This is a genomic window from Vibrio sp. R10-SG3-ISO3, from assembly GCF_059834225.1.
This window is the reverse complement of the sequence record NZ_JCBDHE010000020.1, coordinates 127,981-140,158: the sequence shown is the minus strand read 5'-3', so window position 1 is coordinate 140,158 and position 12,178 is coordinate 127,981. Positions and strand designations below refer to the sequence as shown.

The following is a 12,178-nucleotide window of genomic DNA, read 5'->3' as shown; positions in this document are numbered from 1 at the left end:
GCTTCAGCAACCGAATAGCCTTGATCCAGCACTAGGCACGCGGCCTCTAATTTAAACTCAGCAGTAAATGAGCGACGCTTTCTAGTCATTAAACACCTCTTGTTACGGTGGCAAGTTTACCACCTAAAGTGATGTCCGGAATCATTAAACCACTACATATCTTTCACAGTTACTCCTAGAAACATAACGCCGCATTAAGGTGTGAGCAACGCTACCACGAAACTTAACCAAGCCACCGTAAACACGAAACCCAACGATGAAATGAAAAATGCCAAGCGTTGGGAATCACTCTTAAATGCTTTGTTAGTTTTTTTCTAGTTTCATCGTGTCTGGATCTAGAACAAAGTACTCGTTGACTTCATAATCTAACATCGGTCGCCCTAAAAAGGTTTTTTGGTTGCTTTCTTTATTCGGCCAATAGACAGAATAAGGCATTGTATTCATATGTTTATAAACTTTCACCACTTGTGGAGAGCCACCGATATGAGGGTATTTTTCATCACGAATCATTTCAATTAGAACTTCTAAAGGCTCCATATCTAAGCCAGGATTGTCACCTAAGCCTTTTTCTATAAGTAACTCCGTAGTCTTTTTTCTAGCAATATCTAGGTTATCACCAATGAATGCATAGTACTTTGTTCCATCGAGTTTTTTTCGATGACTAGATGCTTTTTTGCAAGAAAACTTATCAGTTTTTGGGTCGTAATAATACGTCCAAATTTTAAAGCTTTGAGTTTTCCATGAGTAACCAGCAAATATAAACAGAGCATCGGGAGCTTCAAAAGCGTCACTACCTCGCGGTAGATCATGAATATGATCACGCATGCCCTCTATGACTTTTAGTATGTGACCTTTCACATCTGTAATATCTAACGCACGAGACGAAGACTTCCCATGCATGCTCAATGAGTTATTAATTTGCAACATCATTGGATAGGCGTACTGAGTGTTGCCAGCAAAACAAAGCACAGAATCCTGTCTAACTAGCGGGAATATTTTAGGACAGCAGTCCCATGCTCTTCCCCAACGAAGTCGGCTATCTGTCGCAACCATTAGCTCTTCAGTATTGTTAACCTTTCTTATCCAAGCCACTGACAATGTCATTGTATTCTCCTAAAAACTAACGCCTTGCTAAGGTGCGGCTAAGCCACTGAACCTTAGCAAAGCCACCGTAATCACTAAACTAAACCACACCAAAAATGCCAAAGGTTAGCCGTCACTCTTAAGCAATTTGTTATGTACGCTTTTACCGTTTGGAAAACTCACCAACAATAGCTTTTACGTATTCTTCGAAAGCACCAATCACATATTGCAAACTGCCTTTTTCGAACAACACATAGCGCCCTTTTCGGCGTGCACCGCCACTAACGTACCTGATAGTGTTCCCGTCAGCATCAACATCCTTTATGCCATCATGATGGAATAGATTCGAGTGCTTTTGAATTAAGCTTTCTATCTCTTTGACTGGTTTACCATTAGCCTTGAATGCTCGACCATCGTTATGAACACAGTTGTTTCTTAATATGCGTAATTGGTCAATAGCCTTCCATTCAACGGAATTTTTCAAGTTTGGGAAGTGGTACTTAATGAAATTGTGTACTTTTACGATACCAGAGCCTTCATACCGCTCGAACTTCTTGCCACCTAAATCTTTATGATAACGCCTACATAGAGCCTGTAATTCAACTTCGTATGTGCTGTAAATCGTCTGAAAGGCAGACCGACGATTCAAACTAGGAAAGTACTCAGTAAAGATCTCATCTAACATGACCTCTTGGCTGCTTAAGCCGCAATAATGTTCAATATACTCATAGATCCCCTCTTCAGCGCATATCTCAATTACTTGTTCTTCTGGTCCGTTTTCCTTAAATTTTTCAATTTCCGATTCAATTACATTTTCAGTCTGGATGACAAAAGAGTCCATCATGATGTCAGTAAATTGAATAGGCGAAACATATGGGAATTTAACCCCACCAAACAGTGAACCAATTGTTGTCATTATCAACTCCTACTACTTGTTTGATAACTGATAAGTACATAACGCCCAATTAAGTAGCCCGAAACGCACTGGCTCACTTTCCGCATTGCTCGGCAACGCCAAACCCGACGCAAACAAAAATCGCCGAGCGTTGAGGGTCTGCTTGAATTGTTTGTTAGGTGTTATTCGCCGACTCCCAGCACAAATTTATTGAACCACTCTTTCCGTCCCTCATTCTTTCGAGCAATAATAGCCTTGCCTTCTTCAATTGAACTACACATATCAGCGGCTTTTACGCTATTACAAGTATGACAGGCTACCACTAAGTTTGAATCATCATCGCTACCACCATGCTTTTTAGGCTTGATATGATCAATTGCAAACCATGCTTCATTCCAAGCGTTAAAATCCGAAGCTCCTGTTCGGCCACAATACTGGCAAGTCCAATTGTCTCTTACATATATGTGATGACGTGGGTCTTTTTTCATAGATTATTTCCTTATACACCTAACGCCGCGTTAAGTAGTGAGCAACGCTACCACTGAACGTAACCATACCACCTTAAACACAAATCCCAACGATGAAATGAAAAATGCCAAGCGTTGGGAATCTGTCTTAAACGCTTTGTTAGCTTTTCTTTTTGTAATGTTTATCGAACTCTTTCACGATATTTGGGTTGAAAAACAACTTACTACCACTTTTAGGGTTGGCTGGGTTGTACAGGCGTTCATGACAATACCTTTTATCAGTAGCAAAGGATTTACGTAGTTCATGATACTCGCGATTTATTTTGAAGTCTGAATATCTTTTTTGTAAACGAGTATTTAATACATCATAATCCCACGGGTATTTGTCCATTATTTCTTCCTCTTCAAGCCTTATTATTGGAGCCTGAAGATCATTTGTAATTTGAACAGGTATACCATCACCACTTCTGACTTTCTTGAAGTTAACATCTATTCGTAACGATAAATTATACTCAGATTCATTGTCATCATACTCGGTTTCAACATGATTAATGAACTGAAGAAGTTTCTTCTCTGACGCATTGAGCGCCTCTCCATTAACTGAGTCAAAACTTCTGAAAAATGCCATTGGCATTAAGTAAAAATTATACTTATCAAGAACTGAACCAAACCATTCTTGGACTAAGTGTAGATAATTCTGTAAAGATGCCGTACCTAACTCTTGGACTTTTACAGCAAGAGTCAGATCATCATTAATGAAATGAATCGAGTTATCTCGAATTTCAGCAAGTGTTGTGATGTTGGATTTCACCGCTTTATCGATTTTTACACCATAATCTTCTGTTATTATACGATGAGCCTCGTAAATGCTCACAGACATTGGGTTACCTGAGCGATTATATTTAATGTACCTTTTCTTAGACTTGCCACCACCTTTCAGCGAGCGATTTTCCCAAACATACAGACTTGTTACTTGGTTTCGAGAAAGCTGCAAAACCTTTGCTTTTAAAAGTAATTCCCAAGCATTAATACAAAGTACTGAAAATGTCTCTTCCCGATAATTAAAGTCTGGCTTATTATAAATTTCTATTGCAGATAACATCGCTGCAATAGACTTATCTAACATACTTCTAGATCTTGATTTCACTCATATCTCCAATTTCCGCTGAAAGCTAACGCCCTGTTAAGGTGTGAGCAACGCAATACCGAAGCTCCCGCATACCACCTTAAACACTAAAACCAACGCATAGTAAAAATGCCACGCGTTGCGAATCACTCTTAAACAGTTTGTTATATGCTAGCCGCAATTAGTCACAATATGGTCAATTTTCCTCACAACCTTGCTCCATTGAGGTGACGCGAATTCTTGTTCGTCTAGTTCAGTTAGAAAGTTTTCGAATTCCTTTTCTAACTGGTTTAGAAATTTTGTTGCGTGGATTACTTTCGTATCTGCACAAACAAGCGGCAATGAGCGATCTCTGCGAATACGCCAACCTCCCGTAGTTTCTGCTTGGTGCAGAATACCGCAGCGAATGTGTTGATAAAAATCAGCGCCAAGTCCAGTAAAATCAGTTAAATGTTGCGATGTGGAGAAGAACTCTTCAAAGATTACTTTCCCCGGTTTATTAGTTTTCTTCCATCCGCGTTTTAATGAAATTAACGATTCAATAACTAAACACGAAACTGCCATCATACTGAAGCCGTGTTTGGATTCATTTTTCTTGAATGGTTCAAAATATCTCTCGGAATAACGATGACGTAAAACCGTGATAATTTGAGCCTTATCTTGGCTATCTTTTAATTCTTGCCAATCCTCTGATGAAAAGGATGACGATAACTCAACTGACATAAAATCCTCATTACTACAATGGCATATAACGCCGCGTTAAGTGGTGAGCAACGCTACCACCAGACCTAACCTATTGTGCCGTAAACACTAAAGCCGATTCAAACCGAAAATGCCAAGCGTTGGGAATCCGTCTTAAACGCTTTGTTAGCTGTTGGTTGGGGTATATTCTGGACGTTCACGTAATATACTTTGCATTAGCAGAATACTACCGTTGTCTAACACACTGATGCCACCAAACTGATTTTCACCGTATATGTTACTTACCGATAAATTACAATAAGCTCTAAATTCGTTACTGACTTCTTGATTTATCAAATCCCTACGCTGGTGTAATTTGTATGAAACAATGATGGTCTGACTTGGTAAAAGAACCATTTTACTTTGAGGTAAATCAGTCAAATAAACGGACATGTTTATTCGTTCAATCTCATCATAACTCACGGGCCTTAAATTTGTTCCTATTGCTGGTTCTAATTCAACATCTCGGTAGTAGTCACTATCGATGTTAGCTACCGGAATTAAACACAATGAACCGTTAGGCAGAATGCCTTTTGACTTGCCGTTATTTGTATATATAACATTCAATTCCCGGTCACTAATACTTGCTATTGTGCTTATAATTTCTGGTTCCTGCCTACTAACGATATAACTTTCATAAATCGAAAAAATTTCTTTTGACGCAAGAATGATTAACGTAAAAAGAGCGACAAGAAGAGATAAAGATGTGTTACCCACATCGATGTAACGCCTAAAATCCTGATAGCTACCACAATGAACACACTTTTTCGCATTAAGCGCAATTTTGCTCTGACAAATAGTACATTTCGCAGTTTTGTGCCTAATCCTGTACATATATTCTCCTTAGACAGCTAACGCCCGCTTAACTTGCTGCCAACTAAACCGAGCTCAAACTGGCCACCGTAATCACTAAAGCCAAACCAAAAATACCAAAGGTTGGCAGTCAGGTTGAAGCGATTGTTAGAACTCATTGTACGAACACTCCCGGAATCGGAGAAAAGCCCTCAGTTTGCACTCTTAGTAATTCTTCCAGCCCTCTTAAAACGTCAGCATCATTTTCAAATTCAATTTTCCATGCCCTGACTCCTTGGCAAATTTCAAGACAAAACGATTGAATATTTAGTAGTAGGACATTGTTAAACATACACTTATGCGAACCTGTTGTTGAGAAAGCAAACTTTGAAACAACTTCTCTTGCTCTTTGCTGAGTAACATCATCTCTGCCTTCGTGTAAGAAAGCGCAGCGAAGTGCATAACAATCAGAAGCAGGTAAAAACGTGAAGTCCTCGCCATGAAAAGGGCTTTCATAATGATGCTTCATATATTTATCGAACCAATTTTCGAAACGTTTCTGAGAGCCCCACTTTGGATTATTAAGCCTTCCACATATATCTGGCAAAGTAATCGCTAAAGTTAAAGCCGCGTACCAGTTTTGTGTTTCAATACTTTTCTCTATAGATTGTATAAGGTGCTCCATACTTTCTCCTTGAGTTCTAACGCTTTATATACGGCAACAAGCCGCCTTTCCAACTCGCATCCTGCCGCCTATTACTTCTACCCACTTGTTACTTAGCACTAATAAACCACAGTAAATCAGAGCATTAGCGAATGATTCATTATGACACTTGTTGAGCTTCACGACAAATTCCCGTCTATCATTCATATGATGGCAAAGACGTGTTAGGAAAAAATTCTGCCGCTATCTCTGTGACAGGAGCGTGTTCGAAATTTTCGCCCTAACACGCTGTCATCAGATTGTAGGAATTAGCTTGAGGCCATAGCTGTTTACTCCAAAAGCGAGTTCGAGACCAGTATGCCAGCAAGTTTCATCTGCAACCTACTAACCATATACAGCTCATTCCAAGTTTTGGGGAATATTTGAATTGTTGCTGAACTTTCTCATTGAGAAACCTATCGACAATTTTTCAACAACCGAGCTACGAGTAATACTCCGCAGTCGATTGATAAGTATTATGCATGCTTTGCACAGTAACTAGTTTAACTGACGAACGATGCGCTTAGGGGGTGATTCAGACAAAAACTAGCTAACTTAAAATGGGAAGTGCTCCTCTTCATACGCTTCAACCCAAGTCACTAGCTTTTCAAGTTCGTCGCCTTCGCGTGTGCCTGGTTCAGCCACATCAGACAAGGATTCTATCCTCTTCAAAGCAGCTCTATAGTTAGCCTCTGAGGATTCGAGTCCCAGTTCATCCCATGAAACTGTTGCAAGCTCATCGGCGTGGGCTGTGTCAGCTGTAATACCCTTAAGCAGTTCTTTTTCTGATAGCCTTTTCTCGCTCAACGCCGTTTCTCTCGATTCAAGAATGATATTAGATAATATATAGCATAGCGGGTTATTAGCCGTAATATAGACCCTTTTACGAAGCGCATTAAGAGTATTTTGATTCTGACTGATTTGTGCAACATACTATTGCACAATAGAAGCCCGTGGGAGCTATGGCAAGTTCTGCAGCAACTCAACGGTTATTAGTACCCATATCTCACTTTAAAAAAGAACATACCCAAGAGCTAACCCCAAAATGGTGACAATGATGGTCGTCAATGTCGGGTTTCTATCCATCCATTCATTTAGTTTGTTCATTTATTGCTCCCTTTCCATTTACGAACCGATTAAAGCCACATTGGTTCCGTTACGATACGTTGTCTATACAATTCACACGAAATATCAACAATCACCAACATTGACTTCTTCAGAATTAGGTTTCAGAAATGACGTCCTAATACAGGTGATTATGCGCAAGACTCGATCAATTTTTTTATTGCGATTCTGCTCCAGCATTTTCCTTCAACCGAAGGGATCTTCAAGTCATTCAGCTTGTCCGCTATCTGTTGATAATAAAGGCCTTGCTGATGGAATGCGACGACTAGGTTTAGCAGTTCTGGACTGACAATAGTTGATGGTGTCAGGTCTGTGCCCGATCTCACTGTGCGCACAGAAACGTAATCTCTACTTTCCTCTTGTGCGCACATAGGAGTGTCGGCATCACTTTCACAACGAATCTTGTCCCAACAGGCTCCCTTTACCCATTGAGAAAACGGTTGATTGTTAGGCTTAACATTTTCAATTGCATAGAGAAGCTCATGCTCAAAGCGTATGTTCTTTTTTGCAGACTGGCGGTTGGTGTTGCAGTTAAGAGTTACGAAAACTTTTTTCATGGGTGTACACCTAAGCGAGACGTATTTCGACTAGCAGCGCACAAGCTAATCAGCAGTGTGCGCACATAGAACTAGTGACGAATAGTTTTAATCGACATGTCAATGCGTGACTCGATCGCTCTTAAAATCCACATAACATCGCGACTTAATCTAGACTCGAGACAACAATGCAAAACGCTAATTACAGCATTAGTCACCTCGCACAGAAACAGGTGCTCTTGTTCATATAGGCGCGGAGACAGTTTAGAACGCTCACAGACGAGTTGGTACACCTCATCATAGAACCCTTGGATGTCTTGATGACTAAATGTCTCAAAATCATCACGCTGGATTACATCAAAACATAAGCTAGCGCAATGGACTGCAAGTGGTGAGCAATTCATAGGGCACCTCCACTACTAAGAAACTGAGTAAACGCACTTCCGTCTTTTCGCGTAAGGTTAGGTACATATCGTGAATACACTCGAAACAACATTGTCGTCGTAGTGTGGCCCATTTGATTGGCAATCCACTCTGGTGACTCCCCCGCAGACAGTAGCAACGTTGCGTACGTGTGCCTTGTCTGGTATGGGTTGCGCCGCTTCAATCCTGCTTTTTCAATAGCGGGGTACCAAATAGAGCGCGCTACGACGGCGTAATTGAGATGGCGTTTTTGTGCATTCGTAAACACAAACTTTAGTGCCTCATCTGCGCTACGGCGATGCTTTTCTAGTGCCTCAATTACCCTATCCGTCAATTGAATCACGCGGTACGAGCCATCTGTTTTTAGCCCTTTCAAACGACCTCTAACGATACTCTGTCTGACGGTGATCGTTTTGTTCTCCAAATCAACATCTTTCCACATCAAGGCGTCGACTTCGCCAGTCCTCATTCCCGTAAAAAAGCGCGTGACGTAATAGGCATAGTAATCATCATCAACATGTTTAAGCAGCAACTCCACTTCATCTAATGAGAAAGGGTCTACTTCAGTGCGCCCTACTTTTAAGGCTTTGATATTCTTCCAGGCTGGGTTAAAGTCATAACGATCAGCGGCTTCATTAAGAATCATCCTAAGCGGTGTCATTATGTGATTTATCCGTGATGGACTTAAGAACTGCGAATTTCGTCCCGGTACTTTGGCGAGGATGGAACGAAACTGCATGATTTGAGCCTTATTGATGGCGCTGATCCTTTTATTTCCGAATGTCGGTAATAGGTATTTGTTCAATACGCCTTCAACATCCACCAAATGGCTATGACTCCATTCTACCTTCATTTCGGCTAGCCATGTTTCAGAAAAGTCCCTAAATGTTGGTGATTCTGGCGCTTCAAAATAACTTCTTGCTTTTTCTTCTCTTCGTTTAACCTCAGCAAAGCGCTTAGCCATAGAGCTTTTTGGAAAGTAAGCTGCATAGTCAAAGGTGTCGAGTACAATTTCCGCCTCTATCCTTTTGAGTAGACGCTCCAATCTGTTTCGATTAGACTTGTTGTCAGGCAGTTTCGTTTGTTCTCGGCAACGCTGACCACGATAGCGAAACTGAAGGACAAGTCTGCCATTTCGAACGTTCAATATCCCCATATTTCCCCCTTACAAACCAGTGATTAATGATTGCATTGAAATACCGCTAAGCATTTCCTCTTCTACTCTTTCCCAAATGAAAAGTATTTTTCTACCACCGAATGGACGGATGTAATGCACTCCCTCAAACAGAACGCTGTCTTTCAGCTGTTCTCTAATCACTCTTTCGTCATACTTGATTCGCTTTGAGAGCTCTGACGTTGTCAAATAGGTATTATCCATCGTACAATCTCCTGCTGAACTAAATATCTTTCAAAAGAGCTTAATGCTCTCCTGGAGAATAAAATGTATCATAAGAATACTCTTTTGCAAGCATTTTTAACCTTTAGGAGGTCATTTTTTACAGGAGAAGACCATGTTGAAGTGCCACTTGTCGAAAATCATGGGTGAAAAAAAACTTAAAATTTCCGATGTATCACGCGATACAGGGATCAATAGAGGCACGATTACGCGTTTGTATAACGAAACAGCGACCCGTGTAGAGTTAGAAGTGATTGATACACTATGTGGCTACTTTGATATCACTGTTGCAGAGTTATTCGAACGGATACCTAAAAACAATAATTAGAAAAAGTAATAATGAGCTGACGACTACTACACTTGAGCACATTTAACGTCACCTAGTACCCTTCACCAATGGTGGACACCAAATTGGCCACCATTTGGCCACCGACACAATAGGCAACGTCCCGATCTTGAATTTCAGACATGAAAAAACACGCAATAAAGCGCTTAATATTCAATAGGTTGGGACAAAAATATTAGTTGGGAATGATTGGAGCGTACTGCGGGAATCGAACCCGCATCATCAGCTTGGAAGGCTGAGGTAATAGCCATTATACGAAGTACGCATCTTCGGAAAGCGTGTTTACTATGCCATATCCGATGAAAAAGAAAAGCCTAATTTCCAGTTATTTAGCTCGTTCGGACGCTTTTTGTACGTAACGGGCAAACTTTCATCGACGCATCGTCTCTTTACCCTTTTTCTGGGCTGGGCGGCTCACCCAATTCGGTCGGTATCCTTTATTTGTCGTGTTTTGCTCGCTAGAATAAAGCCAATTTTAGATAGCTATCCGAGAACTGATTGCCATGGCAAAACTCACCCTTCAAGAGCAAATGCTCAAAGCTGGCTTAGTCAATGAGAAGAAACTCAAGAAAGCCAAGAAAGGCTCAAAAAAATCGCGTGTTCAAGCGCGTGAAGTGAAAGCCGCCGTCGAAGAGCAAAAAAAAGCGCAAGTTGAACGTGATAAAGCACTCAGCAAAGAACAAAACGAACAGCGCTTAAGCAAAGAGATTCGCGCCCAAGTGAAACAACTGATCCAGATGAACAAGCTAGACTTGGGCGATGGAGAGATCAAGTACAACTTTACCGATGGCACATTGGTCAAATCTCTCTATGTGACGGAACTGGTGCGAACCCAGCTTAGTAAAGGCATTCTTGCAATTGTACGCGAAGATGAGTCTTACGTTGTGATTCCAAGTAGCGTCGCGAATAAAATTGCTCAGCGTGATGAGAGTGTCATCGTCGATCAAAAAGAAGCGGATGAAGAGACCATCGCAGAGGACGACCCATATGCAGAATTTGTCGTCCCTGATGATTTAATGTGGTAATTAACGCCCACCTAAACAGCGAACTTGCCCATCGTGAGTTCGCTACTCTTGCTCAGTGGTCGACGCCTCTATCGTTCGACTGACGACACAGTCCTTACCCTTGGCTTTTGCCTCATACATTAAGTGGTCCGCATCGGATAACGTAATGCCCTTGTGGGTCTTCGGGTACATTGCGCAGCCCACGCTCACAGTCACGTGACGTGTGCCTTCGATACAGCAGTCAACAAGGCGGACATTGTCACAAATCTGATGGGCAATTAACCGAGCTGTATTCGACGTTTCACCAAACACCAACACAGCAAACTCTTCTCCGCCGATTCTGCCTAGCAAGCAATGTTTGCTAATGGCGTCTCGCGCCGCCCACGCCACATTTTGGATCACGCAGTCCCCTATTTGGTGACCAAAGGTGTCGTTGACCTGCTTAAAGTCATCAATATCAAAAATGATGATCGCCAGTGGGTGGCCTCGACTGATGGCGCGGTTGAACTCACGGATAAAATGACGGCGGTTGCTGACTCCAGTCAACTCATCTTGTTCACTCAACTTTTTCAACCGACGATTGGCTGCTTCCAGCTGCACCGTTTTCCGCTTCACCGTCACTTTAAGTAGCACAATGTAGCCAAGCGCCGTCAACGTACAGACAAAAACAATCAGCGGCACCAAATATTTAGGGTAGACGGTACTGACGTACATCCAGCGCTGTAATATTTGGTTTTTGTCGTCCTCACTAAAACGCTTGAGGTTGCTGATGATTGTGTCATAGAGGTCGCGCTCCCCTTCCGCCACGGCAGGGCGTAAGTCGCCGGAGTAAAGATGACGAACACCAATAAAGCGGTGAGGTTCATCGCTGCTGTAGAGATAAAAATTCGCGACCTGAAGATCAGAAACAAAGGCGGAAATTTTTCCATTAAACGCGGCATCAATCATAAGTTGGTTATTGGCAAAACTGATGACATCTAAGCCGGGAAATTCACGTCGGGTAAAAGACTCTTCGTAACCACCGGCAACCACACCCACGCGATAATTGTGGTCACCACGCATAAACTCATCAATGTCTTGAGTGATGAGCGATTGATGGACATAGAGCTGAGTATCGATCTTCATAATACTCGGGCCATACTCAAGATACTGCTCTCGACTTTCTGACCAGAGCAAACCGGCATGGATATCGGCGTCACCGCTTTTCATCGCATCCAAAGAGGCTTGCCAGTCCACGAGTAAAAATTCGACGTTGACCTTATTCAACTCACCATATTTGCGCCAGTAATCAACCAAGATCCCATCCGGTTCCCCTTTCTGATTGAGAAAGGAAAAAGGCTTCCAGGCTTTGGAATTGGTCACGACTATCGTTTCCGCGTGGTCGGCATACACCGAGTTAGCCACCAACACCAGAAGCAGTACAAATAACTGACGCACATCATCCCCTAAACGAAAAAGCTCAAGCATGCATTGCTTGAGCTTCAATACTTCACTCAACGGTTAATGTATAGACGACGTCAGCACGCTTTTCCTGCGCCCAT

15 protein-coding genes and 1 tRNA gene are annotated in these 12,178 nt (G+C 41.9%); 2 read left to right on the top strand and 14 right to left on the bottom strand.

What is annotated here, in order from left to right:
- From AC6R1A_RS05830 to AC6R1A_RS05775, 12 genes are all read right to left on the bottom strand, one after another.
- The coding region (locus AC6R1A_RS05830) for a transposase (protein ID WP_500646151.1) at positions 1–89 on the bottom strand (89 nt) is incomplete at its 3' end.
- 214 nt (positions 90–303) lie between these two features.
- A complete protein-coding gene (locus tag AC6R1A_RS05825) occupies positions 304–1,104 on the bottom strand; it encodes a hypothetical protein (protein ID WP_500633580.1) in 801 nt (266 codons plus the stop codon).
- A 142-nt stretch (positions 1,105–1,246) separates the two neighbouring features.
- Positions 1,247–1,999: a hypothetical protein gene (locus AC6R1A_RS05820; RefSeq protein ID WP_500633579.1), complete on the bottom strand. Its 753-nt coding sequence runs from the start codon at positions 1,997–1,999 to the stop codon at positions 1,247–1,249.
- A 161-nt stretch (positions 2,000–2,160) separates the two neighbouring features.
- Positions 2,161–2,466 (bottom strand): HNH endonuclease, encoded by a 306-nt coding sequence (locus tag AC6R1A_RS05815; RefSeq protein WP_500628923.1) that lies wholly within the window; start codon positions 2,464–2,466, stop codon positions 2,161–2,163.
- Between the two features lie 139 nt (positions 2,467–2,605).
- Positions 2,606–3,592 carry a DUF3644 domain-containing protein gene (locus tag AC6R1A_RS05810; protein ID WP_500626187.1) on the bottom strand — a complete coding sequence of 329 codons (987 nt, stop codon included), beginning with the start codon at positions 3,590–3,592 and terminating at the stop codon, positions 2,606–2,608.
- A gap of 150 nt (positions 3,593–3,742) precedes the next feature.
- On the bottom strand, positions 3,743–4,294 hold the full coding sequence (locus AC6R1A_RS05805; protein ID WP_085570167.1) for a hypothetical protein: 552 nt from the start codon (positions 4,292–4,294) through the stop codon (positions 3,743–3,745).
- 144 nt (positions 4,295–4,438) lie between these two features.
- A complete protein-coding gene (locus AC6R1A_RS05800) occupies positions 4,439–5,146 on the bottom strand; it encodes a hypothetical protein (protein WP_500633578.1) in 708 nt (235 codons plus the stop codon).
- A gap of 133 nt (positions 5,147–5,279) precedes the next feature.
- On the bottom strand, positions 5,280–5,789 hold the full coding sequence (locus AC6R1A_RS05795; RefSeq protein WP_500633577.1) for a hypothetical protein: 510 nt from the start codon (positions 5,787–5,789) through the stop codon (positions 5,280–5,282).
- 573 nt (positions 5,790–6,362) lie between these two features.
- Positions 6,363–6,614 (bottom strand): hypothetical protein, encoded by a 252-nt coding sequence (locus AC6R1A_RS05790; RefSeq protein ID WP_500633576.1) that lies wholly within the window; start codon positions 6,612–6,614, stop codon positions 6,363–6,365.
- A 449-nt stretch (positions 6,615–7,063) separates the two neighbouring features.
- Positions 7,064–7,489, bottom strand: coding sequence for a hypothetical protein (locus tag AC6R1A_RS05785; protein ID WP_500633575.1), 426 nt, complete (start codon positions 7,487–7,489; stop codon positions 7,064–7,066).
- Positions 7,490–7,868: 379 nt separating this feature from the next.
- Positions 7,869–9,047 carry an Arm DNA-binding domain-containing protein gene (locus AC6R1A_RS05780; protein ID WP_500633574.1) on the bottom strand — a complete coding sequence of 393 codons (1,179 nt, stop codon included), beginning with the start codon at positions 9,045–9,047 and terminating at the stop codon, positions 7,869–7,871.
- Between the two features lie 9 nt (positions 9,048–9,056).
- Positions 9,057–9,269 (bottom strand): hypothetical protein, encoded by a 213-nt coding sequence (locus AC6R1A_RS05775; RefSeq protein ID WP_334551765.1) that lies wholly within the window; start codon positions 9,267–9,269, stop codon positions 9,057–9,059.
- Between the two features lie 133 nt (positions 9,270–9,402).
- On the opposite strand from AC6R1A_RS05775, the gene AC6R1A_RS05770 reads away from it, so the two are divergent.
- A complete protein-coding gene (locus AC6R1A_RS05770; protein ID WP_334551764.1) occupies positions 9,403–9,615 on the top strand; it encodes a helix-turn-helix domain-containing protein in 213 nt (70 codons plus the stop codon).
- 208 nt (positions 9,616–9,823) lie between these two features.
- Here the strand turns inward: AC6R1A_RS05770 and AC6R1A_RS05765 are convergent.
- Positions 9,824–9,898, bottom strand: a tRNA-Gly gene (locus AC6R1A_RS05765).
- A gap of 238 nt (positions 9,899–10,136) precedes the next feature.
- On the opposite strand from AC6R1A_RS05765, the gene AC6R1A_RS05760 reads away from it, so the two are divergent.
- Positions 10,137–10,658 (top strand): DUF2058 domain-containing protein, encoded by a 522-nt coding sequence (locus AC6R1A_RS05760; protein WP_487903396.1) that lies wholly within the window; start codon positions 10,137–10,139, stop codon positions 10,656–10,658.
- A 42-nt stretch (positions 10,659–10,700) separates the two neighbouring features.
- On the opposite strand, the gene AC6R1A_RS05755 is transcribed toward AC6R1A_RS05760, so the two are convergent.
- On the bottom strand, positions 10,701–12,074 hold the full coding sequence (locus AC6R1A_RS05755; RefSeq protein WP_500633573.1) for a transporter substrate-binding domain-containing diguanylate cyclase: 1,374 nt from the start codon (positions 12,072–12,074) through the stop codon (positions 10,701–10,703).
- Between the last annotated feature and the right edge of the window lie 104 nt (positions 12,075–12,178).